This window comes from Pseudomonas gebzensis (genome assembly GCF_034427815.1).
Classification (GTDB): Bacteria; Pseudomonadota; Gammaproteobacteria; order Pseudomonadales; family Pseudomonadaceae; genus Aquipseudomonas.
Window position 1 is genome coordinate 86,521 of the sequence record NZ_JAXQNS010000003.1, and the last position, 26,723, is coordinate 113,243.

General features: G+C 61.9%; 26 protein-coding genes. 25 read left to right on the forward strand and 1 reads right to left on the reverse strand.

The annotated features are described in order from the left end of the window. The first annotated feature begins 14 nt into the window (after positions 1–14). The 20 genes from SJI00_RS07370 (at position 15) to SJI00_RS07465 (ending at position 16,303) form a co-directional block, all read left to right on the forward strand. Positions 15–491, forward strand: a complete 477-nt coding sequence (locus SJI00_RS07370) for a DUF2280 domain-containing protein (RefSeq protein WP_322461078.1) — start codon at positions 15–17, stop codon at positions 489–491. Beyond that, on the forward strand, positions 466–1,791 hold the full coding sequence (locus SJI00_RS07375) for a phage terminase large subunit family protein (protein ID WP_322461079.1): 1,326 nt from the start codon (positions 466–468) through the stop codon (positions 1,789–1,791). Before SJI00_RS07370 ends, SJI00_RS07375 begins: the two co-directional genes overlap by 26 nt. Then, complete coding sequence (locus SJI00_RS07380; RefSeq protein ID WP_322461080.1) at positions 1,791–3,260, forward strand: DUF4055 domain-containing protein; 1,470 nt, start codon at positions 1,791–1,793, stop codon at positions 3,258–3,260. Before SJI00_RS07375 ends, SJI00_RS07380 begins: the two co-directional genes overlap by 1 nt. Beyond that, entirely contained in the window at positions 3,202–4,263 is a 1,062-nt protein-coding gene (locus tag SJI00_RS07385; protein WP_322461081.1) for a minor capsid protein, read from the forward strand. Before SJI00_RS07380 ends, SJI00_RS07385 begins: the two co-directional genes overlap by 59 nt. 111 nt (positions 4,264–4,374) lie before the next feature. Next, positions 4,375–5,151, forward strand: coding sequence for a hypothetical protein (locus SJI00_RS07390; protein WP_322461082.1), 777 nt, complete (start codon positions 4,375–4,377; stop codon positions 5,149–5,151). A gap of 6 nt (positions 5,152–5,157) precedes the next feature. After that, positions 5,158–6,198: a phage coat protein gene (locus tag SJI00_RS07395; RefSeq protein ID WP_322461083.1), complete on the forward strand. Its 1,041-nt coding sequence runs from the start codon at positions 5,158–5,160 to the stop codon at positions 6,196–6,198. Between the two features lie 40 nt (positions 6,199–6,238). After that, positions 6,239–6,610 carry a HeH/LEM domain-containing protein gene (locus SJI00_RS07400; RefSeq protein WP_322461084.1) on the forward strand — a complete coding sequence of 124 codons (372 nt, stop codon included), beginning with the start codon at positions 6,239–6,241 and terminating at the stop codon, positions 6,608–6,610. Positions 6,611–6,614: 4 nt separating this feature from the next. After that, the gene (locus tag SJI00_RS07405; RefSeq protein ID WP_322461085.1) at positions 6,615–6,992 is read left to right on the forward strand and encodes a hypothetical protein; all 378 of its coding nucleotides are present in this window, start codon (positions 6,615–6,617) and stop codon (positions 6,990–6,992) included. 2 nt (positions 6,993–6,994) lie between these two features. Beyond that, positions 6,995–7,387: a hypothetical protein gene (locus SJI00_RS07410; RefSeq protein WP_322461086.1), complete on the forward strand. Its 393-nt coding sequence runs from the start codon at positions 6,995–6,997 to the stop codon at positions 7,385–7,387. A 1-nt stretch (position 7,388) separates the two neighbouring features. After that, on the forward strand, positions 7,389–8,063 hold the full coding sequence (locus SJI00_RS07415) for a hypothetical protein (protein ID WP_322461087.1): 675 nt from the start codon (positions 7,389–7,391) through the stop codon (positions 8,061–8,063). After that, on the forward strand, positions 8,060–8,473 hold the full coding sequence (locus SJI00_RS07420; RefSeq protein WP_322461088.1) for a phage tail terminator-like protein: 414 nt from the start codon (positions 8,060–8,062) through the stop codon (positions 8,471–8,473). The genes SJI00_RS07415 and SJI00_RS07420 overlap by 4 nt, the downstream gene beginning before the upstream one ends. Positions 8,474–8,605: 132 nt before the next feature. Beyond that, the gene (locus tag SJI00_RS07425) at positions 8,606–9,109 is read left to right on the forward strand and encodes a KilA-N domain-containing protein (protein WP_322461089.1); all 504 of its coding nucleotides are present in this window, start codon (positions 8,606–8,608) and stop codon (positions 9,107–9,109) included. Between the two features lie 66 nt (positions 9,110–9,175). Then, positions 9,176–9,835, forward strand: a complete 660-nt coding sequence (locus tag SJI00_RS07430; RefSeq protein ID WP_322461090.1) for a phage tail protein — start codon at positions 9,176–9,178, stop codon at positions 9,833–9,835. 9 nt (positions 9,836–9,844) lie between these two features. Then, entirely contained in the window at positions 9,845–10,225 is a 381-nt protein-coding gene (locus tag SJI00_RS07435; RefSeq protein WP_322461091.1) for a phage tail assembly chaperone, read from the forward strand. Between the two features lie 62 nt (positions 10,226–10,287). Continuing rightward, on the forward strand, positions 10,288–10,539 hold the full coding sequence (locus SJI00_RS07440; RefSeq protein WP_322461364.1) for a DUF1799 domain-containing protein: 252 nt from the start codon (positions 10,288–10,290) through the stop codon (positions 10,537–10,539). Between the two features lie 3 nt (positions 10,540–10,542). Beyond that, positions 10,543–14,214 (forward strand): phage tail tape measure protein, encoded by a 3,672-nt coding sequence (locus SJI00_RS07445; protein ID WP_322461092.1) that lies wholly within the window; start codon positions 10,543–10,545, stop codon positions 14,212–14,214. A 2-nt stretch (positions 14,215–14,216) separates the two neighbouring features. Next, positions 14,217–14,555, forward strand: a complete 339-nt coding sequence (locus SJI00_RS07450) for a phage tail protein (protein ID WP_322461093.1) — start codon at positions 14,217–14,219, stop codon at positions 14,553–14,555. A gap of 8 nt (positions 14,556–14,563) precedes the next feature. Next, positions 14,564–15,313 carry a phage minor tail protein L gene (locus SJI00_RS07455; RefSeq protein WP_322461094.1) on the forward strand — a complete coding sequence of 250 codons (750 nt, stop codon included), beginning with the start codon at positions 14,564–14,566 and terminating at the stop codon, positions 15,311–15,313. Positions 15,314–15,315: 2 nt separating this feature from the next. Then, complete coding sequence (locus tag SJI00_RS07460; protein WP_322461095.1) at positions 15,316–16,071, forward strand: C40 family peptidase; 756 nt, start codon at positions 15,316–15,318, stop codon at positions 16,069–16,071. Positions 16,072–16,096: 25 nt separating this feature from the next. Beyond that, entirely contained in the window at positions 16,097–16,303 is a 207-nt protein-coding gene (locus tag SJI00_RS07465) for a hypothetical protein (RefSeq protein ID WP_322461096.1), read from the forward strand. Here the strand turns inward: SJI00_RS07465 and SJI00_RS07470 are convergent. Further along, positions 16,259–16,759, reverse strand: a complete 501-nt coding sequence (locus tag SJI00_RS07470) for a retropepsin-like aspartic protease (RefSeq protein WP_322461097.1) — start codon at positions 16,757–16,759, stop codon at positions 16,259–16,261. The two genes, SJI00_RS07465 and SJI00_RS07470, sit on opposite strands and share 45 nt — an antisense overlap. Positions 16,760–16,953: 194 nt before the next feature. Between SJI00_RS07470 and SJI00_RS07475 the strand changes: the two genes are divergently transcribed. The 5 genes from SJI00_RS07475 (at position 16,954) to gpJ (ending at position 26,720) form a co-directional block, all read left to right on the forward strand. Beyond that, entirely contained in the window at positions 16,954–17,757 is an 804-nt protein-coding gene (locus tag SJI00_RS07475; RefSeq protein WP_322461098.1) for a hypothetical protein, read from the forward strand. After that, complete coding sequence (locus SJI00_RS07480; RefSeq protein ID WP_322461099.1) at positions 17,741–18,130, forward strand: hypothetical protein; 390 nt, start codon at positions 17,741–17,743, stop codon at positions 18,128–18,130. The genes SJI00_RS07475 and SJI00_RS07480 overlap by 17 nt, the downstream gene beginning before the upstream one ends. A 61-nt stretch (positions 18,131–18,191) precedes the next feature. Next, positions 18,192–18,542 (forward strand): hypothetical protein, encoded by a 351-nt coding sequence (locus SJI00_RS07485; RefSeq protein ID WP_322461100.1) that lies wholly within the window; start codon positions 18,192–18,194, stop codon positions 18,540–18,542. A gap of 73 nt (positions 18,543–18,615) precedes the next feature. Then, positions 18,616–19,230, forward strand: a complete 615-nt coding sequence (locus tag SJI00_RS07490; protein WP_322461365.1) for a tail assembly protein — start codon at positions 18,616–18,618, stop codon at positions 19,228–19,230. 56 nt (positions 19,231–19,286) lie between these two features. Next, entirely contained in the window at positions 19,287–26,720 is a 7,434-nt protein-coding gene (gpJ, locus tag SJI00_RS22540) for a TipJ family phage tail tip protein (protein WP_416221010.1), read from the forward strand. Positions 26,721–26,723: the final 3 nt, after the last annotated feature.

Consider the following 26,723-nt stretch of genomic DNA (forward strand, 5'->3'; position numbering starts at 1 on the left):
TACCGGACAACCCTATGGCAGCACTACGAAGCGAGGTCAAAGCCTTCATTGTTCAGGCTCTGGCCTGCTTCGATACACCGTCTCAGGTGGTGGAGGCCGTCAAGAAGGAATTCGGGATCGAGCTGAGCCGCCAGACGTGCGAAGGGCATGACCCAACCAAGTATGCAGGGCGCGGCCTGGCCCAGAAGTGGGTCGACCTGTTTAACGAGTGCCGCAAGCGCTTTCGCGAAGAGACCGCAGACATTCCCATCGCCAACCGAGCGTATCGGCTCCGCGGACTTGGCCGGATGGCCGAGAAGGCCGAAACCATGCGCAACCTGGCCCTGACCGCCCAGCTATACGAGCAGGCGGCCAAGGAGTGCGGCGACATGTACGTCAACCGCAAGCTCGAACCCGATAAGCCCCTGGGCTCCCAGGCGGACCAGCAGCACGCCGTTGCTGAGTACACGCTGGAGCCAGACGAGAATGTCCCGACTACCCCGTACCTATGACGCGCCGGTAAAGCTGACGCCGAAGCAGGCGAACATCTACGTGTGGGGCTTCCAGCCTCAGGCACGCTTCCGTGACGCGGTGTGTGGTCGGCGGTTCGGCAAAACCTTTCTCGGCAAATCCGAGATGCGCCGTGCCGCGCGCCTGGCTGCTGAGTGGGGCGTCAGCGTCGAGGACGAGATCTGGTACGCAGCTCCGACCCAAAAGCAGGCCCGTCGAGTTTTCTGGCGCCGGCTCAAGCAGGCGATTCCGCCCCAATGGCGCGAGACCAAGCCCAATGAAACGGACATGCTGATCACGCTCAAGAGCGGTCACCTTATCCGGTGCGTGGGGCTGGAGAACTACGACGACCTGCGGGGCTCTGGTCTGTTTTTCGTGCTGGTGGACGAATGGGCTGACTGCAAGTACGCCGCTTGGGAAGAGGTCCTGCGCCCGATGCTCTCGACCTGCCAGTACACAATTCCCAGCGTTGGCACCCTCAAGGGCGGCCACGCGCTGCGGATCGGCACGCCGAAGGGCTTCAACCACTGCTACGACACTTACCGCGACGGCCAGCCCGGCGGTGAGCCTGACCACAAGAGCTGGCAATACACATCGCTACAGGGCGGCAACGTCCCAGCCGAGGAGTTGGACGCGGCCCGGCGCAAGATGGACCCGCGCACGTTCCGCCAAGAATACGAGGCCGGATTCGAGAACTACGCAGGGGTCGTCTACTACACCTTCGACCGCACCGAGTGCACCACCACTGAGCGCATCCAGCCAGGCGAGACCCTGCACATCGGCATGGACTTCAACGTCATGAAGATGAGCGCGGTGGTGTACGTCGTGAGGAACGGCCTCCCGCTGGCGCTGGACGAGTTCCACACGGTTCGCGACACCCCGGAGATGATCGAGAAGATCAAGGCCCGCTTCCATGGACACGGCGTATCGGTATACCCCGACGCCAGCGGCCAGAACACCAGTAGCAAGAACGCCAGCGAATCCGACCTCTCCTTGCTCAAGAAAGCTGGTTTCACCGTGGTGGTCGACTCGCAGAACCCCGGCGTGAAGGACCGCGTCAACGCGGTCAACGCCATGTTCCTCAACACCTACGGCGAGCGGCGCCTGAAGGTCAACATCGACCAGTGCCCGAAGCTCACGCAGTGCCTGGAGCGGCAGACCTACGACAAGAACGGTGTGCCGGACAAAGACCCGAAGAAAGGCCACGACCACATGAACGACGCCGCCGGCTACTTCATCGCCAAGCGGTACCCAATCAAGAGCCAGTCGGCCGGCACTCGCCGCATCGGAGGTTTGGCGTAATGCCTGTTCAATCCACCAACCCAGACTTCGACGCTCACATCGATGAGTGGCGGATGATGGACGACGCGCTAGAGGGCGAATGCGCCATCAAGCGCAACCAGCGCAATTTGCCCAAGCCCAGCGGCATGGTAGAAGCGGAGAAGCTGGACGGGCAGGGCAATGCCTACCTCTACCTGAACTACACCGCCCGGGCGCAGTACGAGCACTGGGTGCGCGACTCGCTGCGCTCGATGATGGGCCTGGTCTCCCGGCTGATTCCTGAAGTGAAGCTGCCCAGCGGCCTGAAGAGCCTGGAAGAGAACGCCACTGCTGACGGCTTCGGCCTGACTCAGCTGTTCCTGCGCATCGTGCGCCAGGCCATCTCTCACGGCCGGGTGCCGCTGGTGGTCAACGTCGATGACGCAGGCCAGCCGTATTTCGCCACGTACGCGGTGCGCAACGCGATCAATTGGGACACCGCTGACCAAGGCGGCCGGCAGGACCTGGTGCTGTCCGTGTTCCGCGAGTTCCGCAAGAAGGCTGAGGACCGCTACAGCCATGACTGCCAGATCGTGTTTCGCGAGTTCTACATGGACGGCGAGGTCTGCTACACAGCAGTGCGCAACGAGGCCGGCGAGCTGCTTGAGGAGGAAAGACCCCTTGGCACCGTAGGCGCCGGTAACCAGCTGGTGCGTGGCCTCGAGTACATCCCGGTGATCTACTGCGGGTCGACCGACAACTCGCCGGACGTGGATGAGATTCCGCTGCTGACAATGGCGCGGGCGGCGTTGAAGTCCTATCAGCTCAGCGCCGACTACTTCACCGCGCTGCATCAGACCAGCCACCCGCAGCCGTGGGTGTCGGGCATCGATGATAATGTCGAGCTCAGCGTTACAGGCCCTTCGGCTGCATGGGTGCTGGGTGAGAACGGCCAGTGCGGCTACCTCGAGTTCCAGGGCGCTGGTGTGCAGGCAGTACGCACCGCCATGGCCGACCAGAAGAGCGCAGCCCTTGAGGCCGGCGCCAAGGTGATGGATGTGTCCGGCACCGAGTCGGGCGAGGCACGCAAGACGCGGCAGAACGATCAGCACGCCACGCTGCACAGCATCGTCATTACCGCAGCCGCCGCGATTGAGCAGGCCCTGCGGTACGCCGCTGAGTGGACCGGCTACAACCCGGACGACGTGGTCTTCACCGTCAAACCTGAGTTCACCACCCAAGAGGTCAACGCGCAGGTGCTGGCCGAGCTGCAGAAGAGTGTCATGGCCGGCACGATCAGCGCCGTGACCTACTGGCAGTACCTCACCACCGGCAAGCTGCCTGAGCGCGCCTACGACGAAGAGGCCGAGCTGATCAGCGATGAGCGCGAGTCAGCCGGCATTGACCTGGACAAAGACGATGGCGACGAAACCAAAGCAGACAGCGGACGAAATGCTGCTGGAGCAGGTCAGTCGGCACGCGGTACTGCTGGAGCGGCTCAAGGCGGGTGAGGTCAAGAAGTTCCAGACGACACTGCGCCAGGTCGATACGCAGGTGCGCGACCAGCTGACGCGCAAGGAGTTGACCACCTACAGCCGGAACCGGCTGGAGGAGTTCCTGGGTGGTGTCGGCGGCAAGCTGCTCAGCATCTACCAGGCCTTCGGCGAGCGCATGCAGGCCGATCTGGTGGACATCGCTCTGTATGAGGCAGCCTTCGAGGGCAGGAGCCTTGCCGAAGCACTGCTGATCGACGCCATCATGCCGGCCGACTCGCTGCTCCGGGCCGCGATCAACACGAAGCCGCTACAGGTCGCAGGGATCGACGGCGGGAAACTGCTCAAGCCATTCCTCAAGGACTGGACTCGCACGGAGTCGACCCGGGTGACCAATGCCATCCGCCTCGGCGTGGTGCAGGGCAAGACTAATGCCGAGATCACTCAGGCCATTCGCGGCACGGCCGCGCAGAACTTCACCGATGGCGTGCTGGCGGTCAGCAACCGCAACGCAAAGGCAGTCGTGCACACTGCAGTTCAGCATGTGGCCACGACTGCGCGCATGGAGACGCTGGCGGCCAACGCGGAGTTCATTCCCGGCTATCGCATCGTCGCTACCCTCGACCGCAAAACCAGCGTGCTGTGCAAGAGCCTGGACGGGCGCGAGTTTGAGGCGGGCAAGGGACCGGTGCCACCGTTCCATATCAAATGCCGAACCACGATCGTGCCCATCACCAAACTGTCGGAAGTGCTTGCGGATGGCGCCACGCGCGCGTCAGTCGGATCCTCAGGCGGCGCGCAGGTCTCTGCAGGCCTCAGTTACTACCAGTGGCTCAAGACGCAGCCTGCGACGTTCCAAGACGCAGCACTGGGCCCGGTCCGCGCCAAGCTATTCCGCGACGGCGGGCTCACGGCCGAGCGATTCGCCGCCCTGCAGCTGGACAAGAATTTCAAGCCGCTGACGCTGGACCAACTCAAGGAGTTGGAGCCGTTGGCGTTCCAGCGGGCAGGTATCAACTGACCCGCGCCACAGAACACAGAGCCACGGTTTCGTGGCGCGCATCTTTGCCTCGCACTGCGGGGCTTTTTTACGCCCGCGAGGCGGGCCCACCAATCCCCAGGGGATAGCCACATGCCTTTTGATTTCGACCCGGCCGCCCACGGCCTCACCCTCGACGAGACCCAAGCCGCAGCACTAAAGGCAGCGCTGGGCGGCGAGGTGCAGAAATTCCTGGACGGCGAGGTCTCGGGCCTCAAGACCAAGAACCGCGAGCTGATCGACTCCAACAAGACCATCAAGACCGAGCTGGACGGGATCAAGGGCAAGTTCGACGGCCTGGACATCGAGGCCGTCAAAGGCCTGCTCACCAAGGCCGGCCAGGACGAAGAGACCAAGCTGATCGCCGAGGGCAAACTGGACGAGGTCGTCAGCCGCCGCACCGAGCGCCTGCGCGGCGACCTCGACAAGCAGATCAAGGCTGCGAACGAGCGCGCCGAAAAGGCTGAAGCTTTCGCCGCCAAGTACAGCGACAAGGTGCTGGCCGACTCCATCCGCGCTGCTGCCATCAAGGCTGGCGCGCTGCCCGAGGCTGCCGAGGACATCATCCTGCGCGCTCGCGGCACTTTCAAACTGAGCGAAGACGGCGAGCCGGTCGCCACCGATCGTGATGGCCAGGTCATCTACGGCAAGGACGGCAAGAGCCCACTGTCTCCCCACGAATGGGCGGAATCGCTGCGCGAAACCGCCACCCACCTGTGGCCAAGGGCTCAGGGTGCCGGACCGACCGGCGACAACGGTGGCAAGGCCACGCAGAAGTTCACCGACATGACCGAAGCCGAACGTACCGCCCTTTACCGGTCGGACCCGGCGAAATATCGCCAGCTGCGCGATGCCACCAAACAGGAGTAACACCCTATGGCGACCACTCGCCTTTCCGACGCCGTAATCCCCGAGGTCTATGCCGACTATCAGGCGGAGAACACCCCTGAAAAGACGGCCTTCTTCGAGTCCGGCGTCGTTGTTCGCAACGAGATGCTCGACACCAAAGCCAACACCGGGGGGCAGGAAATCCAGATTCCTTTCTGGCGCGATCTGGACGCGTCCGTCGAGCCGAATGCCTCCAACGACGATCCCGCTGACATGGCCGCGCCCAATAAGCTGGGCTCCGGCCTGCAGAAGGCGCGCATCAGCTACCTGAACCAAGGCTATTCGGCGGCCGACCTGGTGGTGGAGTTGGCTGGCTCCGATCCGATGCAGCGTATCCGCAACCGTTTCGGTACCTACTGGCAGCGCCAGTGGCAGCGTCGCGTCATCGCCTCGGCTGTAGGCCTGCTGGCTGACAACGAGGCCAACGACGACGGCGACATGGTTTATGACGGCGCAGCGGGCCTGTGGTCGCGTCAGGCGTTCACCTCGGCGGTCTTCACCCTGGGCGATGCGTTCGGGCAGCTCTCGGCCATCGCTGTGCACTCGCTGGCCTACAAGCAGATGGTCGACGCCGACGACATTGACTTCGTGAAGGACAGCCAGGGCAACCTGACTATCCCAACGTTCATGGGTCAGCGCGTCATCGTGGACGACTCCATGCCGGCAACGAGCGGCGGCAACCCTGCGTCTATCACCACGACCGCCGTGCTGTTCGGTGCTGGCGCGTTCGGCTATGGCGAAGGTAGCCCGGAAGTGCCGGAGGAGATCGAGCGTCAGGCCCGCGCCGGCAACGGCGGCGGCGTAGAAACGCTGTGGGAGCGCAAGACCTGGATCCTGCACCCGTTCGGCTACCAGTTCACCGGCGACGACATCACCAATCGCGCGAACCTGCGTGGCCGCACCGGAGCCGACACCAGCGTCGACGAGTTTTCGCCTCTGCTGGCCGACCTGCGTAAGGCTGCGAACTGGAATCGCGTGGTCGATCGCAAGAACGTGCCGATCGCCTTCCTGAAAATCAAAGGCGCCTGAGTCGATGAGGGCTCCGGCCCTCGTTTCCGTGGAGACGACTATGAGCAAAGACGAAATCAAGCCGGGCGAGCAGCTCACGCTCGCCCAGATCAATCGACTGCAGAAGCAGGCCCTGGCAGCCGCTGTCAGTTCAGCCGCTGGCAACGGCGCAGGTTCGGATCAACTGCGCCAGAATGGCCCAACCGTGGCCGAGTACGTCGCCGAAGGTTACAAGGCGTCGAATTACCCGCCGCAGGGTTATGCCTCACGCAGCACGCAAGAGGAGATCGACGAGCTCCGCAAAGCTGAGAAGGAAACCGACCCGCACAAGATGAAGGTGCCTGAGCTGAAGGAATGGCTCACCGCTAAGGGCATTGCCTTCGACGCCAGTGCGAAGAAAGATGACCTGCAAGCTCTGATCCCGCAGGAGTAAGGCCATGACCGACTTCATCACTGTCGCCGACGTCGATGGCAAGCTCGGAGCGGGCTGGGCTGGCACCGGTGATGCGGTCCTTGCCGTGGCCATGGCCAATGCGTGGCTCACGGCCAAGATCAAGCGTGCGGTGCCCGAGGTGGTGCCGGACGCAATCAAGTCTGCCGGGGCACAGGTAGCCAAGCTGGCTGTAGCCGGCAAGCTCTACAAGGACACCGACCGCGAGGTGCAGAGCAAGACGGTGTCGGCGCAGTCAGGCACCTCTGTCAGCAAGACCTACGCCGCAGGGTCGACCGACCGCTCAACCGGCGAGAACTTCGCGCTGGATCTGATCGCGCCATGGACGCGCCGCCAGGGCACCGTGATGCTTAAGAGGGTCTAGCCATGGGCATGCGCGAAGAGTTGCAGGCCGAACTCGCAGAAGCCTTGGACGACCCTGACGGCTTAGCGGATGCGGTCCGGCCAGTGGCGGGGTCGCGCTCCATCAAAGGCGGTTACGACCCCGCCATCGGCGGCACGGTGCCGGCCTCGACGCTCCTCTACACCGGGCGAGGGGTTTTCGGCAGCTACCTGGCCAAGGAGATCGACGGCTCACGCATCCAGACTCAGGACGTGAAGCTGCTGGTGCTGCAGAACGAATTGTTCGAGCAGATGGGCGGCGCGGCCACCGATACACCGGCAGAGCCGAAAATCGGCGACATGGTGAGTGGATACCGGACCCTCAACGTTTCCGAGGACCCGGCTAAGGCCACCTGGACCATCCAACTGAGGAAATGACATGTCCCGTGGCTCACACATGACGCAGCGGTACGGTGGGAGCGAGGGTGGGTTTGCCGAAAGCATCCGAGCGTTCGCCGAGCAGGCGCAGCAGGCGCTGGACGCCACCTTCCGCGAAATCGTGATCGAGATCGGCAGCAGCGTTATCCGCATGTCGCCCGTGGGCAATCCCGAAATCTGGGCGGCCAATGTGGCTCACCGAGCCGCCCGGACCGCTGAGGCAGATCGCTACGACGCCAAGGTCGTTGCGCGCAATGAGGCGATCAGGCAGACGCCAGGCAACCTCACCAAGGCTGGCAACCTCAAGCGAGGCTTGCGCTATGCGAAGCCCTTGACGAAAACCGAGCGGGATCAGAACTTCTTCGTGAATGGCTTGGTGACCGGGCAGGGTTACGTTGGTGGCCGTTTTCGCGGCAACTGGCAGTTCTCCATCGACTCACCCGCTACCGACGAACTCGACCGCATCGACCCATCGGGCAAAGAGGCGATCGCAGCGCTGCTTGCTCAGGTTCAGGCGCTGACCATCGGCCAGACGGCCTACATCGTGAACAACCTGCCCTACGCGGTACCGTTGGAATACGGCCATTCAACCCAGGCCCCGGCCGGCATGGTGCGGATCACCCTGGCCAACTTCCAGCGCATCGTCGACGCAGCCATCAGGGCCAATCGCTTATGAGCCAGGCAAGAGCCAGGCAGGCTATCGAAATCAAGCTGATTGCCTGGGCCGCTGCGCGTCCCATTCGGGTGGCCAACTTTGAAGAGGGGTTCGAGGCCGAGCCCGGCGAGACCTACCTCCGCGCCTATCTACTGCCAGGCAGCACCACCTGCAACTACCTGGGCGGAGAGGCGTACGAATACACCGGCGTCTACCAGATCAGTATTGTTTGCCCTGCAGGCCAGGCCCTGGCCACAGCCGAGACGCTGGTGGACGAGTTGTCCGGCGTCTTCCGCGTCGACACCTCACTCAGTCGCAACGGCTTTGAGGGGCTGATCACCGAGCCGGTAGAGCAGGGGCCAACCATCACCGAGTCGGCGACTTACGCAGTTCCGAGCAGCTTTACCTACCGCGGTATCGCGGACCAGTAGCCCCCCTTCCAAGGCCGTCTAGGTGCGGCCAACCCAACACGCAGCCTAGGCCCGTACAGCCGAACGGCGGATGTTCGTTCATCCGTCCGCCCCGGCTGCGTTCCTTTTCGCCTGATGAACGAGGTGACACCGATGAACGACAGCAACGTGATTCCATTCCACTACCAAGGCCAGGCCGTGCGCTTCAACAGCGAGGGCTGGATCAACGCCACCGACGTTGCCAAGCGATTCGGTAAGAAGCCCGCTGAATGGCTCAGGCTTCCTGATTCAATCAAGTACATGGAAGCCTTGGCACGTCATCTTAATGTGGGGGAATCCCACCTTTTAACCCGAACCAGCAAAGGCCGCACTGGTGGGACATGGCTTCATCCGAAGCTTGCCGTGGCATTCGCTCGCTGGCTCGAGGTGGATTTCGCCGTCTGGGCCGACCTGCACATCGATGCACTCCTGCGCGGCGAGTTGAACGAGAAGCAGCAGTTCGATCGCGCCTGCCGCGCCCTCAGCGATGGTCAGCAGGTCGCCAGCCTCTCCGGCCGCGAGCTGGCCCGATGGAAAGGCCGCAAGCCTGCGCTCGAGCATCAGGTCGACTACTGGCGCGAGCAACTGCAAATGACGCTCGGACTCGACGCCGCCTGACACCCGTTACCCCCTGAAGCCCCGCCGCGTGCGGGTTTTTTCGTTTCTACCCAAGAGGAAAACACCATGGCCGCACGCTTCCCGCTGCCTAACGGCTCTGTGCTGGAAATTGCTGCATCACTCGGCGCTGCCGTCACCTACACCGCCCTGACCAACGCCGCGCCGCCGGTGGCCACCGCTGCCGGCCACACCATCAAGAACGGCGATGTACTGGTGGTTAACTCGGGCTGGTCCCTGATCAATGACCGCGCCGTCCGTGCCTCCAATGTGGCGGCTGACAAGTTCTCCATGGGCGGGCTGAACACGACCAACACCGATAAGTACACCGTCGGCGCTGGCATGGGCTCGGTGCTCCCGGTGAGCAACTGGGCACAGATCTCCAAAGTGACCGCGTTCACCTCGTCTGGTGGTGAACAGCAGTACCTGACCGTGGGCTACCTCGAGGACGACGATGACCGCCAGTTCCCGACCAACCGCAACCCGATCAACCTGGCGATCACCGTTGAGGATCAGCCGACCGCCGCTTACGTCGCGTTGGTCGAAGGCTACGGCGATACCAAGTCGCTGACCGTGCTGCGTCTCAAGCTTCCAAACGGTGACCAGATCCTCTACCCGGGCTATGTCAGCATCTCCAGCACTCCGACGATGGAGCGCAATAACCTGATGACCCGCGTCATCAACGTCGCGCTGTCGGGTCGCCCGTTGCGTTACATCCAGGCGGCATAAGGGAATCCCATGGCGAAGATCAAGATTGCGCAGAACCCCACGTTCAGCGCCGCAGTGCTGTTGCCGCGCGTCGGCGCCGAGCCGGTCGAAGTGAAGTTCGAATTCCGCTACTTTGACCGCTTGGCGCTGGCGGAGATGTTCGACCGCTGGAACCAGGCCCGCGAGTCGCTGGCCGACCAGGCCAAGGAAGGCGCGACCTGGGCCGAGGTCACCCGCAGCGAGGTGCAACTGCAGGCCGACCAGATCAAGGAGATCGTCCACGGCTGGGGCTTGCAGGACGAATACACCGACGAAACGGTGCGCCAGCTGGTGCTCACCTGCACCGGCGCCCCGAAGGCTGTGATCGACGCATACCAAGCGGCCTATGCCCCGGCTCGCTTGGGAAACTGAGGGCGGCGGCGCGGGCCATCTACGAGCGCGGTCCCAGCGCCGAGCAACTGGGCTCGCTGGGGCTGAGCCTTGCAGATATCGAGCAGGAAGAAGTCGAGGTCTGGCCCGATGCGTGGCCGGCCCTGCGCCTGTTTGAGGCGATGGGCACTCAGTGGCGCGTCGCACAAGCCGGTGCCTCCGGGCTCGACTACACCGCCATCCCCGCCACAGCCTCAATGCTTGGCATCAGCCGTCGCGACCTCACCGACATTTTCCCCGACCTGCGCATCATGGAGGTCGAAGCACTGGCCGTCATGGCCGAATCCTTGGAGTAGATCATGACCACCATTGCCGAACTCGGAATCCGGGTCGACTCGGGCGATGCCGTCGACGCCGCATCTGATCTCGACAGGCTGACAGACGCTGGCAAGCGCACCGAGGATTCGGCAGGCAAAGCAGGCAGCGCCTGGGAAAACGCACTCAATGGGATGCGCGGTGACACCCGCCAGATCGTTGAGGAGCTGCAGGCGCTCAATGCCAAGCAAGGCGAGCTGGCGCAGCAGATGGCTACGGTGGGCAGCGCGGTAACCAGCGCCTCAGAGGCCTTCACCAGTGCGGCTGCGGGGATGTCCGCTTACCGTTCCGCCGCCGATCAGGCTGGGCAGGCACAGGCAACGCTGACCAGCGCGACGGAATCGGCAGCTCAGGCAGAGCAGCGTGCGGCCGAGTCGGCGGACGAGCGCCGGGGGCGGCTGGAGGCTATGGCGAAAGCCTCGCTTGAGGCCAGCGAGTACCACCAGAGCTTGGCCGCCAGCGTGACACAGGCGGGCTCCGCAATGGATGGGGCCCAATCCTCGGCAGCTAGCTGGGCGGCGTATCAGGAAGAGATCAATGCCCGTGGCCGCGCGCTACTCGAAACCGAAGACCGGCTGGCTGAGGCTGCGCGCCAGGCTGCTGCCACCAACGGCCTGCAGGCTGAAGGGCTGCAGGAGTTGCTGGGCCGGATCAACCCCGTGGTTGCCGCGCTGGACAAGCTGGACCAGCAGCAGACTCAGTTGCGTCAGTTCAAAGACGCCAAGCTGTTGGATGACGAGACGTTCCGGGAATACAACACGCGAATTGAGGCTGCCCGCCAGAAGCTCGGCGACTTCGATGAAGTCGTTCGCAACACTGGTGTTTCCGCCGGGCAGACCGCAGCCGCGTTGCGCCAGCTCCCCGCGCAGTTCACCGACATCTTCACCAGCCTGGCCGGCGGGCAAAACCCGCTGCTCGTGCTTATTCAGCAAGGCGGCCAGATCGTCGACTCGTTCGGCGGTATTGGCCCGACGCTGGATGTGCTGGGCGAGAAGATCCGCTCTGTGCTGGGTATCGGCGGCGGCATCGGCTCGGTTGGCGAAGCTCTCGGTACAATCGGCGAGGGCGGTAAAGCCGCGGCAGAGGGTGCTGATGCTGCCAGTGAAGGCCTTGGCGACATGGCGGACGGGGCAAACACTGCTGCAGACGCCGCCAAAAACGCAAAAGAGGCAACTGACGCGCTGAGGGCTGCCTCTCCGCCATTGACGTTCGGCCTGGGTGCGATGGTCGCGGCCGCCTTGGCAGCTGCCGCCGCGATTGGTGCGCTGGTCTATGGCTACAGCCAAGGCAGCAAAGAGGCCGACCACTACAATCAAGCTCTCATTCTGACGGGCAACTACGCCGGAACCACGGCTAGCGCCCTAGGCGACATGGCGCGTCGAGTCAGTGACGCCAATGGGACGGTTGGAGCCGCCGCTGAAGTTCTGGCCAAGCTGGCTGGCAGCGGCAAAATCGCTTCTGAGAGCTTCGAGCTCATCGCTAATGCCGCCACCGCAATGGAGGATGCGACTGGACGCTCGATAGATGCGACCGTGGCGGAGTTCATGAAAATCGCCGATGACCCGGTCAAGGCGGCGAAGGAACTGAATGACCAGTATCACTTCCTGACTGCCTCGGTTTACTCGCAGATCGTGGCCCTTAAGGATCAGGGCGAAACCGTTGAGGCAACTAACCTTCTGACTGAAACCTATGCTGAAACGGTCGAGAAGCGGGCGGGCGAAATAACCGAAAATCTCGGCACCATCGAAAGGGGTTGGAAGAAAGTAAAGGACGCTGCATCGAATGCCGTGGACGGGCTGCTCAATATTGGGCGTGTCGCAACCACAGCCGAACAGATTGCAGACCTTGACCGCCGAATCGCGATGACCGAAGCCGGTGGGTTTGGTATCTCTCGGAACCGCGAGAGAACGCTCACGCTTCTGAGGGACGAGAAAGCCTTTCTCCAAGACAAGCTTGTGGCTGAGGCGGATCTCGCAAAATACGACGCTGATCAAGCCAAGTCGCAAAAAGATGCCGTTTCCGCAATGACTCGCATTGACGCGCTGACCAAGTCAGCGTGGACCAACGAGCAGAAGCGCAATGAGGAAATCAAAAAGTATCGCCGAGACTTGGAAGCGATCAGGAAAGCAGACCCCAACGATGCCCGCCTGAATGCAGATGTGGTAGCTAGCAACATCGCCAACATCAAGGGAAAGTACAAGGATCCGAAGGGCCGAACGGGCGAAGTCGACCTCACCGAGTTCAACGACAGGAAAAACGCCCTCAGCGCCATCCTGGCCGAGTACAAGAACCATCAGAAAGAGCTGGATGCTGCGCAAAAGGCTGGACTGGTTTCGGAGGAGTCATATGCCTCCCAGCGTGCCGCAATCATCGAGCAGCAATCCTCCGATGTAACTCACGCTTACGAGGCCGAGATCGCCGCGCTCGAGCAGGCCAAGGGCCGCAGCACGACTAGCGCCCAACAGCGCATCCAGCTCGACCAGAAGATCGCCGACGCACGCGCATCCATGGTCAAGGCGCAGAAGGAGGCCGACTCGGAACTGGCTGTCTTGGCCACGAACGAGGAAGGCCGGCTGGCTAAGCAGAAAGTGGCGGTCCAGGCCTACACCGACCAGCTCGAGAGGCAGCGCGAGGCGCTTGCGATATCCGGCTCCCGCGCAGCCAGCGCCTTGGGCCTGAGCGATCGACAGGCCGGCCTGCAAAGCAACCTTGACGGAGCGACGGACCGCTTTAACGACGAGCGCGCCCGGCTGCTGGACCGCCGGCGTACGGCGCCGGACAAGTACTCGCAGGACGACTATCAGCGCGATCTGGTCATTCTCGGTCAGGCCGAGGACCGGTACCGCGAAACCGTGGTCGACAACTACGACAAGATCACTGTCGCCCAGGGAGACTGGCAAAGCGGCGCAAAATCCGCTTTCCAAAACTACCTCGATCAAGCACGCGACATCTCAGGCCAGACCAAATCGCTGTTCACCAATGCCTTCAATTCGATGGAGGACGCCGTGGTGAACTTCGCCATGACCGGCAAATTCTCGTTTGCTGACTTTACCAAGTCGATTCTGGCGGACATGGCCCGAATCGCCGCACGCCAAGCTGCGTCGAGCCTGTTGGGCGGCTTGGTCAACCTGGGTGTTTCAGCAGCCTCTGCGTATTTCGGGGGTGGGGGGACAGGCAACGGCTTGGAGCCTGGCTCTGCTGGCTATGTGTCCTCCAACCTCGGCGCATCTCAGGCAGGTTATTCGGCAGCGTACGGATTCTCTGATGGTGGCTACACCGGCGACGGCGGCAAGTACGATCCCGCCGGCGTGGTGCACAGCGGCGAGTTCGTTCTGAGGCGTGAAGTGGTAAGCCAGCCCGGTATGCGCGACTTCCTGGAGACGCTGAACACCCGGGGCTATGCCGACGGCGGTTATGTCGACTCGATGTCGCCTATGCCTTCCCTCCCAAGCGCGAGCAGCAGGAGCAGCTCAAGCCTCAATCTCTCTGCCCCTGTATCGGTCACCGTTGAGGATCGCAGTAGCGAAGGGATGCAGCTCGATCAAGAAGCTCTGCAGAGGAACATGCAGATGCAGATGAAGACTGCTGCCGAAAAGGCGGTTGCTGACTCTTGGCGACCAGGTGGAACCAGCTATCGAAATGCTAAGGGGCGGTGAAGATGGCCATCGAGAAATTCAGTTGGCCGACCGAGCGAGGCAGCGCGCCGGAGATCACCTACCGCGTGCGTGAATCGCGCTTCGGTGGGGGCTACCGGCAAGTAGTGGGCGATGGCCCGAACAACAAGGAAGACAGCTACCCGGTATCGGTCACGGGCACGAAGGCCCAGGTGCGCAAGATCATGGAGTTCTTCGACCGCCACGGCGGCGCGAAGGCGTTCCTGTGGACTACGCCACTCGGCGATCTGGGCTTGTTCACCTGCGCCGATCCAAAGCCCACCCCGGTGGGTGGCGGCCGCTTCAAAATTGCCGCTACGTTCGAGCGGGCTTTCCAACCGTAGGAACAATCATGCCGCTGATCAAAGATATCCAGACTCTGGAGCCTGGCAACGAGGTGCTGCTGTTTGAGCTTGATGGCTCGGACTTCGGCGCTGACACGCTTCGCTTCCATGGGCATGCAATACCTCACACGCCAGAGGAGCTGGCAGCTGCAGGCGCTTCCGCCGATCAATTGCCGGCCAAGTCGATCTGGTGGCAGGGCAACCAGTACAGCGCCTGGCCCATGCAGATCGAAGGCATCGAGGCCAATTCGGATGGCACCGCTGTTCGGCCGAGCCTGACTGTAGGCAACGTCAACGGGCGCATCACAGCGCTGTGCCTGGCGTTCGACGATCTGCTGGAATTCAAGCTCACGATGCGCCATACCCTGGCGCAGTACCTGGACGCGGCCAACTTCCCCGCGGGCAACCCGCAGGCGGACCCTGCCGAGGAGGCCGTCGAGGTCTGGTACATCGATCAGAAAGTCTCCGAGAGCGGCACGGCCGTGGCATGGGAGCTGGCCAGCCCGGGCGATGTGGGCGGCGAGACCATTGGCAGGCAAATGACACAGCTGTGCCACTGGGCCATGACTGCGGGCTATCGCGGGCCGAACTGCGGTTACACCGGTCCCTATTTCGACATGGACGGCAAGCCCACCAGCGACCCGGCTAAGGACCAGTGCAATGGCTGCCTCGATTCCGGTTGCACGGTGCGTTTCGGCAAAGGCAACGCGGTCCCCTTCGGCGGCTTCCCGGCTGTCTCCCTAATTGCGCGGAGTTGACCATGCGCAAACACATCCTGGCCGCCGTGCAAGCGCATGCTGCGGCGGAGTATCCGCGCGAGTGCTGCGGGCTGATCATTGCCGAGGGCAAGGCGCACCGGTACGTGCCTTGCGACAACACCGCAGCCGACCCGGGCGAGGAGTTTCGTATCTCGCCGGAGCAGTACGCCCAGGCTGAAGACCAGGGCCAGGTGATCGGCATCGTGCACTCGCACCCCGACGCCACCAGCAGGCCGTCGCCGCGTGATCTGGCCATGTGCGAGGCAACCTGTCTGCCCTGGCACATTTTGTCCTGGCCTGAGGGCGACTTGCGCTCAATCACACCCACCGGGCACACGCCGCTGTTGGATCGGCCATTTGTGCATGGCGCCTGGGACTGTTGGCAGGCCTGCGCGGATTGGTACCAGCGCGAGTGGGGGCTGGAGTTTCCGGCCTACGCCCGCGAAGAAGGATGGTGGGAAGACGCTGACGGGCCGAGCCTGTACGAGCAGGCCTACGAGGCGGCTGGCTTTTACCAAGTCGACCAACCCCGGCGGGGCGACATGATCGTCATGGCCGTGGGGCGCACTGCCCACCCGAACCATGCCGGGATATACCTGGGCGTCGATCCACAGCTGTCAGGCGAACGAGCCGAGGTCTTTGGACCTGGCCCATTCATGCTGCACCACCTGCTCGGCAGGCCATCGGAAATCATCGTGTACGGTGGGCCATGGCTCGACCGGACACGACTTGTCTTGCGTCACAGGGACGCAACTTGAAGCGGCTTGGCCGTTTGGAGGCTGCATGAGTGATCAGAAGGCGTATGCGGTTGCGGTCAGCATACTCGAAACAAGAATCAGCCTAAGAGCTGAATTTGTCTCGGTAAAGCCCCTGGCCTACTGCAGTTGGGATGACCGCGAGGTCATCGCTTTGAAGCAGGACGGCCCGTGGGATACCAGAGAGTTGCTATTTGTTGGGCTTGGTGGTGAATTCAAACCGAAAAGTGTTTGAGTCGAAATCCATGAAAAGAATGCCATTGCTCAGGAACTGCATGCCGAGAACGGCATGATATTCCCGTCCATGTCTCCGCAGAGGAACAGATGTGAACTCGGCAGACTGTTTGTAGTGAGACGATGCCTCAGGAAGCTCGAAAAGTGCTGGATACACTGGCTCGATCGTTGTTGCTGCGGCCGAGTGGACGGTCATCGTTCTTTCACTTAGAAAGCCATACTGTTTTGCGAAGTCTTCATCGATGTAAACGCCAGTCGCGCCTGTATCAATCAGTGCGGTGATTTCAAATCGACCTGAACCAGGCACTTCTTGAAATGGTGATGAGGGGATAGCTGGCTGTATCACCATTCGGATTACCGGAATGGTTGGTTCGCTCGCCGGGAGGTTCGTAATTCTTTCTCCAGGCTGCACAAAATAGATCGGAGCCCCTTCCGGTAGTCTTGGCTCTTTGCTCACTGGAACCTCCTCGCTATGTGCGCCAGTCTATGGGCTTGCCGGCATCGCACCGGGGTGGTTCGTTGGGAGGCACAACGCTACTACGGCATCGGGGCGGGTCGCTACTGGGGATGCGTCCAGGGTGGATGGGTGGACAGCTCGAAATAACTGTGTGGCGTGCTACAGTCGCACCTCATAAAACGAGTGAGATTGCCATGGCTGGCGTAGCAAAAAAGACCATCGCGGATGAGATTTCCGAGACCAGAAGAGCGATCGAAGACACGCTGCACAATTCTTACATGCTCGATGAGTTGTCTGTCGAGCGTGCCAAGCGTAAGGCTATAAAGTACCTCGGGTCGGTTAATACGTCAGCCAATTTCAGAGTTGTCCTGCACCACGAGGTCGCCTATCTTCTCGCCCTCCAGGGTAAATACTTTGAATCCATGGAACATGTCGCAGCATCGGCCTATTGGGGGCTGGAGCCCGTGGCTTCGGGTTTTTCCACGGCACACCTCTCCTTAATCAATGGACAAATGCTTCGTGCACGAGAAGTGGTGGATGTATCCGAATTCCTAAATAAAGTCCCGCCCGAGTCGAGGTCACTATTGGCTGCTATCCAGATGAACATAGGAGCGATTGAAGAGGCCGCAAAAATCACTGGCCCAGAAAAATCTGAGTACGAACACGTGGGTGCTGCGCTTAAGATCCTCAACCTGTTAGGTGAGTCCGATATGGAGCTTACTAAGCGACTGGACACAGCCTGCCGAGTAATCAGGGAACATGTGAATCATCCCATTTTGGGCTTCAAATTCTTCGCCATGGAAGGGGAGGGGATTCTCTATCGATTTTGGGTCAGAGCATCTGTTGAGGATGTCATAGACCTGAACGACAAGGTTCTTGATGCGCTCATGGACAATCACGACGGACCTCTTGATCGGGAACTTACAATTTGCACGACACCATGGACTGCGGACGAAAAGCCTAATCGCGAGGAAGCGTACTATGTCGGTATCGCCTAAAGATTTTCACGAGCAGGCTATCCGTCTGGCCAAACAGAACTCCGAGATTGATAGTCGGTCTGCGATAAGTCGCAGTTACTATTATGTCTACCACTGCGCTGTAGCGACCGCCAAAAGACTGAGCTTGCCAAATTGCGAAAAACGCGATGCTGGCGTTCATGAGCGTCTTTTTTTGAAGTTTGAAGCACAAGGAAAGGCGCTCACGAAAATTGCTAGGAGACTTCAGAAGCAGAAAAGACTCCGAGGAGTCGCTGATTATGATCTGGATGAAAATGTGCCAGCCTGTGAAGCTGAGATATATCTCCGGGAAACTCTGTTGCTGACTGGAGACCTAGAACGTCTAGGGCTTGCTCGGCAGGAAGCTAATAAATAGCGTGTCTTAAGCTGTTCAATCGCTCGATGATGAATTACTGCCATCGAAGAGGAGCCACTAAATGCGAATTCTGATAGCAGGACTGGGGCTGGCGTTGCTGGCGGGGTGCATGGCCCCTACCATGAACGAAGCACGCCAAGCTGGACCCTACAAAGTCTTGATCTCGTCCAAAACCGACGCGGCGTTGGCTAAGTGCGTCCAGTACGAGTGGCAGAACCAGCCGATTTTTGGCGGGACACCGGGCGCTACCCTTCAACCGGGCCGCGATACCGGCTACACCGTATTCACAGAAGCATCAGAATACTTTGTAGATATTCAGCCATCTCCGCGTGGATCAGAAGCGAAGTATTACGTGGTGCTGGGAAACTGGATCGCGAAAAAGCGCCTGACAGCTTTGCAAGGCTGCCTATAGCGCTCATCTGAGACAGCAAATAACACCGAGCCGCCTCCGGGCGGCTTTTTATTACCTAGAGGAAAACATGGCGATGACTGCAGCTCACTATGAACCCATGACGCAAATTAAGCTGTCCTGCTCACTGGCTCGAAAGTTCGGGCGCTTGCATCACCGGATTCTCGACGGGGGCAGCGCGTATGAAGTTTTCCGCGCGCTGAAGGCTACAATCCCCGGCTTTGAGCAGGAAATTAAGCGCTTGGAGTCCATGGGCATGCGCTTCGCCATCTTCCGCAACGGTCAGAATGTGGGTGAGGATGAGCTTGCGCGGGGCGGATGCAAAGAGGTTCGAATCGTGCCGGTCGTAGAAGGCAGCAAACGCGCAGGCCTGCTGCAAACCGTGGTTGGCGCAGTTCTGATTGTTGCAGGCCTGATCATCACGGGCGGCACATTCGGCGCCGCAGCTCCTTTTGGATCTGCAATGATCATGATGGGAGCGTCACTGATGGTTGGCGGCGTCATCCAAATGCTCAGCCCGCAAGCCAAAGGTCTGTCCCAGAGCGGGGCCCCCGAGAACCTTCCGTCTTACGCCTTCGGCAGCGCCAAGAACACCACAGCCAGCGGCAACCCCGTCCCGATCTGCATAGGTGAACGACGCTGGGGCGGGGCGATCATTTCGGCCTCGATTGAGGCGCAGGACAAGGCCTAGAGCCACCGCAACATCGCAACCGCCTACGGGCGGTTTTTTATTGCCTGGAGGAAAGCATGGCAGCAGCAACTCACCTGGATATCACTGGCGCCAAGGGTGGCGAGAGCAAGCCCGCGACCCCCGTCGAGGCACCGGACAGTCTGCGCTCCACCAACGTGGCCAAAATCCTGTTGGCAGTGGGTGAGGGTGAGTTTGACGGCACGCCCACCGATCGCGACATCTACCTCGACAACACACCGATCATGGACGCCAGCGGCAACACCAATTTCCCGGGCGTGAAATGGGAGTGGCGCCGCGGCACGATCGAGCAGGAGTACATCCAAGGCATTCCCGCCGTGGAGAACGAGACCACCGTAGGCGTCGAGCTGCGCAGTGACAACCCATTCACTCGCGCCCTAAGCGACACCAAACTGTCTGCCGTGCGCGTCCGCCTGGCCTGGCCGCGCCTGCTAAGTCAGGACGCCAGCGGTAACACCAAGGGCTACCGCGTCGAATACGCGATCGACATCGCTACCGATGGCGGAGCCTACGCGGAGGCCCATCGTGGCGCTGCGGACGGAAAGACCAGCACCGGCTACCAACGCTCGGTACGCATCAACCTGCCCAAGGCCACATCGGGCTGGATGATGCGCGTGCGCCGCATCACGCCTAACGCCAACGTCGGCACCATCGCCGACACCATGAACGTGGCCGGCTACACCGAGATCATCGACGAAAAACTGCGCTACCCCAACACCGCGCTGCTGTATGTCGAGTTTGACGCCCAGCAGTTCCAGAACATCCCGGCGGTGACCGTCAAGTGCAAGGCCAAGCGCTGGCCTGTGCCGAGCAACTACGACCCCATCGGGCGCACCTACACGGGCGTGTGGGACGGCTCGTTCAAACAGGCCTGGACCAACAATCCCGCGTTCGTGACCTATGGCCTGTGCGTGGAAGACCGCTTCGGCCTGGGCAAGCGCATCAAGCCCTGGATGGTCGACAAGTGGGAGATGTACCGCATCGCCCAGTACTGCGACCAGCTTGTGCCAAATGGCATAGGCGGCCAAGAGCCGCGCTTCCTGTGCGACATCAACCTGCAGGGCCGCTCCGAAGCCTGGGTGCTGCTGCGCGATCTCTCGGCCATCTACCGGGGCATGGTGTACTGGGCTCATGGCTCGCTGTTCATGCAGGCTGACATGCCGCGCGCGCAAGACATCGACTACGTGTTCACCCGCGCCAACGTAATCGATGGCGAGTTCGTCTACGGCGGCGCCGAGCGGAACACGCATTACAGCCGTGCATTGGTCAGCTACGACAACCCGTCGAACAACTACGACACCGACGTGATTCCGGTCACCGACGTGACGCTGCAACGTCGCTACCGCGATCGCCCGGTGGAAATCTCGGCCATTGGCTGCACACGGGCTTCCGAGGCGCAGCGCCGCGGCAAGTGGGCGCTGTTGAGTAACAACCAAGACCGCACGGTGACGTTCAAGACTGGCATGGAAGGGCGTATTCCGCTCCCTGGATACGTCATTCCCGTGGCAGACGAGCTAGTGGCCGGCCGGCCGAATGGCGGGCGCATCTCGGCATCTTCTGGCAAAACTGTGACGCTTGACCGCGACACACCAATCAAGGCCGGCGACCGCCTGATCGTCAACCTGCCCAACGGCACCGCCCAAGCGCGCACAGTGCAGTCCGTAAGCGGACGTGTGGTGACCGTGACCACGGCCTACAGTGCTCAACCACAACCTCAGCTGCAATGGGCGATCGATTACAGCGACCTGGCGGTGCAGCTCTTCCGCGTGCTGAAAACCACGCGTACCCAGGAAGGCCAGTACGAGATATCTGCACTGGAGTTCAACCCCAGCAAATTCTCCGCGATCGATACCGGTGCCAAGCTTGATGAGCGCCCGATCAGCGTCATTCCAGTGACCACCGTACAGCCGCCGGCGAGCGTGACCCTGACCTCGAGCTACATGATCGACCAAGGCATTACGGTCAACACCATGACCATCGCCTGGGCTGCCGTGACCGGGGCTGCGGCCTATGAGGTTGAGTGGCGAAAAGATAACGGCAACTGGATCAGGCTGCAGCGTACCGGGGCGACCTCGGTGGACGTCACTGGCATCTACGCGGGCGCGTACTTGGCACGCGTGCGCGCGGTGAGTGCCTTCGACATCTCGTCGATCTGGAAAAGCTCGATCCTCACCCAGCTGACTGGCAAGAAAGGCCTGCCGCCAGCTGTCACCAGCCTGAGCGCGGAAAGCCTGCTGTTCGCCATCGGCCTCAAGTGGACCTTCCCACCAGGTGCGGAAGACACCCAGCGTACCGAGCTGTGGTACAGCGCCGGCAGTGTGCTGGCCGACGCCACCAAGCTGGCGGATCTGGCGTACCCGCAGGACAAGCACACTCTGCAAGGCCTGCGCGGCGGGCAGCGTTTCTTCTTCTGGGCGCGCCTGGTGGACCGCTCCGGCAACGTGGGTCCGTGGTTCCCGAGCGGCACTACGCTCGTCACCGGCCAGGCCAGTGCTGACGCCGGGCCGGTCCTCGAGCAGATCAAAGGCCAGATCACCGAGAGCGAGCTGGGCAAGGAGCTCACCAGCAAAATCGAGAAGATCGCGCTCATCGATGGCAACGGCCCGGGCTCGGTCAACGAGCGGGTCGGCAGCGCCAAGACCGAGCTGGCCAAGCAGATCAGCGACGTCAACAACGCCCTTGGCACCACCAAGACCAATTTGCAGCAGCAGATCACTGCGGTGAGTGCCGACGTCACGGCTGCCAGGACTGACCTGCAGCAGCAGATTGCCAACGTTTCGGCGCTGGCCGGTTCGCTGCCGTACCGCAAGGACAAAGCCTACAGCGTCAACCAGAGCGCCCTTGGCAGTGACGGCAAGCTGTACCAGGCCGTCAAGGCGGTACCGCTGAACACGCCGCCGCCGAACGCGACGTACTGGACGGATGTTGGCCAGGCCGTCGTCACCGCCGCGGGCACCGCTGCACGGGTGCAGACGGTGGAAACCAAGGTGGAAACTCTGGAGGGATCCAGTTCCGCCCAGGCCTCGCAGATCACCGGTCTGCAAACGAGCCTCACCACCACCAACGGCAACGTGGCTGCCGCGCAAACGGCTGCCGATGCGGCGAACTCTCTGGCGGGCGGGAAGGGCAAGGTGATCATCCAGGCAGCGGCCCCGGGCGTCGCCGATCGCCTGGCGCAAAACCTGTGGATCGACACCACTGGCAATGCCAACACGCCCAAGCGCTGGACCGGCTCAGCCTGGTCGGCGGTGACCGACAAGGCCGCTACCGACGCCGCCACCGCTGCAGCTGGCGCCCTGGCCCTTGCGCAGACCAAGGCCGATGCTTCGGTGGTCAGCAGCATTTCGACACGCGTCACTGACGCTGAGGGAAAGCTGTCGTCCCAGGCCACCCGCCTGGACGGTATGCAGACCAGCATTGACGGCAAGGCCAGCTCGCAGGCGCTGCAGCAGGTCACCAGCCGGGTAACGGCGACCGAAGATAAGGACAAGGCCCAAGACCAGCAACTGACCTCGCAGAGCCAGGCGCTCACCTCGCTGACCGACAGCGTGAGCAAGAAAGCCGACGCTTCGACCGTGCAGTCGCTGAGCAACACCGTTGCCCAGCAGGGGCAGAGCCTGACGGCCCAGGGCCAATCGCTGACCCGAATCGATACCAGCCTGGGAAACCTCGGTGCCAGCGGGGTGAACCTCCTGCCCGCCGAGTACAGCTCGTTCGGCGCAACAGCGCCCAACTTCTCCGGTACCAGCTTCACCTACGCCACCGTGGCCGACGCAGCGGCATTTCGCGGCTATGCACTGAAATTCGACTGGAGCACCACGTCGGCACTGCTGACGGCCTTTGCAGCACCAGGTTCTTCAAATGTTGCTGCAAACCTGGGCGCCAAGCGGCAGAAATACATCATCTCGTACTATGCCAAGGCCAGCGTGGCCGGGCACGTCATCGCACTCTACCTGCGAGGGTTCCAGAGCGATGGCAGCACCTACAACACGCCGGGCGCGGCGCAGCAGCCGCTGACCACTGAGTGGGCCAGGTACTCGTACGTCGCCGACATGAGCGCTGCCGCGTTCACTGGGTCGCAGATGACGCTTGCGATCCAGCAGAACAGATCTGGTGTAGGCGACCGCTCGATCTGGCTTGATCGCATCATGGTCGAGCCGGTGGTGAATGGTGCAACCGAACCGTCGACCTATGTGCCGGGCAACAGCCTCGACCAGGTCCAGGCCACCGCGTCGGCGGTCACGCTGCTGTCCGGGCAGGTGTCGAAAAACGCAGAGGGTATCAAGTCCACCAGCGAGCTGGCGAGCAAGCTGGACAGCAGCCTAATGACCACCATCGGCAATGTCGACAAGGCCCAGAAGGCTGCGCAGGATGCGAACGACTTGGCTGGCGGCAAGGGCAAGGTCATTGTCCAGAATGCAGCACCTGCCGCCGCTGACCGCCTGCCGCAGAACCTCTGGATCGACACCACCGGCAACGCCAACACGCCTAAGCGCTGGACCGGCTCAGCCTGGGTGGCCGTTACAGATAAGGTGGCTACCGATGCGGCCGCGTCCGCAGCGACCGCCTTGAGTGAGGTCGCCAAGAAGGCCGATGCTTCGGCGCTCTCCAGCTTGAAGAGCACCGTCGATCAGCAGGGACAGAGTTTGACGGCCCAGGGCCAGAGCATCACTGCCCTGACCGCAAGCGTGGGCAATCTCGGCGCCAGCGGCGTCAACCTGCTGCCTGCCGAGTACAGCGTGTTTGGCGCGAAGCTGCCTGACAACATGTACAGCAACCAGCCCGTGAACTTGGCAACGATTGCCGACCCGCTAGCACTGCGGGGCTACGCCCTCAAGGTGACCTCGACCCAAGCGTCGTCCAATGCTTTCGGCCTGGCCACCAGCCTGACGCGCGAAGGCTGCAACATGTCCTTCAAGCGTCAGAAGTACATCCTCTCGTATTGGGCGCGCGCCGAGGTCGAGGGGCAGCAGGTGTCTGCTTATGCCCGGGTCCTGCTGGCAGACGGCGCCAGCTTCAAGACCGGGCCTGCAACCATCGTGACGCTGAGCAAGGAATGGAAGCGTTACTCGGTGGTAATGGATCTGACCTCGGCGGATTACAGCGGCGAACAGTTCCAGATCGCCATCCAGCCGAACCGGGATGCCATCGCCGGCCGGGTCGTGTACTACGACCGTTTCATGATCGAAGTCGCGGTGAACAACATGACCGAGCCGTCGGCGTTTGTGACCGGTAACAGCTTCGATCAAAGTCTGGCAAACGCCGCTGCCACGGCCGCGCTGGACGCCAAGGTGGCCGTTACCGAAGGCGCGATCACCAGCGCATCGGGTCAAATCACAGAGCTGCGCAACAGCCTCGGCGATGTGGGCGGCGAGAACCTGATCTACAACCCGTCCTTCGAGAAGCCGGGCGCGAATGGTTTGGCTGACGGCTGGGCGATTGCCAGCGGCTCGGGCGCCTCGGTGTCGCCGTCTGTGGTTGCTTCTGCGCTGAATCCGAAGGAGTCGACCCAGCGCATCGACATGACCGGTATGAGCGCCAGCGTCTGGGCGCGCATCGGTAACCCTGGCAATCGGCGCATTGCGTTGAAGCCTGGGATGCCAGTCACGTTGTCGGCCTACATGCGCGGCACGGCAGGGCTCAACGCTCGACCTGAAATTCAGTTCCTGAACAGCTCAGGGTCGGGCATTCCTGGGCCAACGGCGAGCTTCACCGTCGCGTCTGGCAATTTTGCACGCATCTCGTTGAGCGCTGTGGTGCCGGACGGTGCCGTGGAGTGCAACTTCTTCGTGACCTGCTACGGCACCAGCTCGATCAGCACCGCCTTCATGGAAGTGGATCGAGCCCAGTTCGAGCAGAGCTCGGTGATGACGGGCTGGCGCGACAACGGGCAGGTGGTGATTGCTGACCAGAGTGCCACCTCTAGTGCAGTGGATTCGCTGAGCTCAGTGGTGAGCCAGCAGGCCGGAAAGATCGACAGCGCCAGCAGCCGTACCACCGCGCTGGAGAACACCGTCAACAGCACGTCCAGTGGGCTGGCGACCAAGGCCAGCACGGCGGCGATGAACACACTGTCGGGCCGGGTTACTGCGACCGAGACCGGCCTGACGGCGGCCAGCAACAGCGTCAACCGCTTGAGCAGTCAGATCGGAGCGGTCGGTGGCACTGGCAGCAACCTGATCCCGGCTGAGTATTCGACGTTTACCGACACGCTACCGGCATTCCGTGCCCAAGGCGGCCTCGGTATCACTGCCCAGGCGGACAGCACGGCTTATTCCGGTAGCTTGCTGAAAGTCGATTCCAGCTCAGGGTCCGGCTGGATGTGGCTGGCGGCCAGCCCCTCGGACTTCAACCTTCGGCTGGTGGCCGGGCGGCAGTACATCGTCTCCTTCTGGGCCAAAGGCAGCACTGCGCACATCGTGGCGGTACGCCTGCGGTACCAGAGCACCGCAGGGGGCGAGACGGAGATTGCGACAGCGAACGTCAACGTGGCCACCGATATGGCGCGACTGAGCCTGACGTTCACGGCACCCGCGGCGCTGGCCGGACCTGCGTGCATCGTGCTGTTCACGCAGTCGGCGGGCAATGCAGGCATCACCTGGTTCGATGGCTTCATGTTCGAGGAGAGGATCGGCGAGGCTACGGCGCCGTCGGCCTTCACGCCAGGCACTTCGACGCGGCAGGCCGCTGGCCAGGCGCTCGCAGTGGCGGCGCTGGACACGAAGGTCACGCAGCAAGGGGCCAAGATCGAGTCGGAGGCCAAGCGCACGGACGGGCTGTACACCTCGGTAGGCAACACCAACGCAGCCGTGCAGACCGAGACGAAAGCCAGGTCTGATGCCGACTCGGCGCTGAGCACGCGCATTACCACCGCCCAGGCGAAAGCAAATGACGCGGCGGCGGCAGTCCAGAGCGAGGTCACGGCGCGAGCCGATGCCGACAGTGCGCTGAGCAAACGCGTTGATGGCGTGCAGAGCAGCTTGGGTAGTACCAATGCCGCTGTGCAGCAGATCAGCACGGCCCAGAGCAACTTGGATGGGAAGGTCAACGCCTCGTATTCAGTGAGGCTCCAGGTCACGGCAGGCGGGCAATACGTAGCGGCCGGCTTCGGCCTCGGTGCTGAGAATAGCGGGGGGGTGCTGCAATCGACCTTCGCCGTGATGGCGGACAAGTTTGCGATTCTGAACCCAAGCGGTAACGGCTTCGTGAATCCGTTTTCAATCCAAGGCGGACAGGTGTTCATCAATGAATTGTTTGTGTCCAAGCTTTCAGTCCAGAACGCCTTGGTGTCTGCTGACATCAACTCTTCGTGGGTGACTGCACAGGGCCTTCCGGTCATGCAAATGATCACGCGAACAGCCCAACTCATCATTCGTCATCCAACCCGCGCCAATACCTACACCGTGATGGACGTCAATGGGACTCAAGTCGTCGTAGATGGAGTCCTGCGCGTGAGAATGGGTGTTTGGTAATGA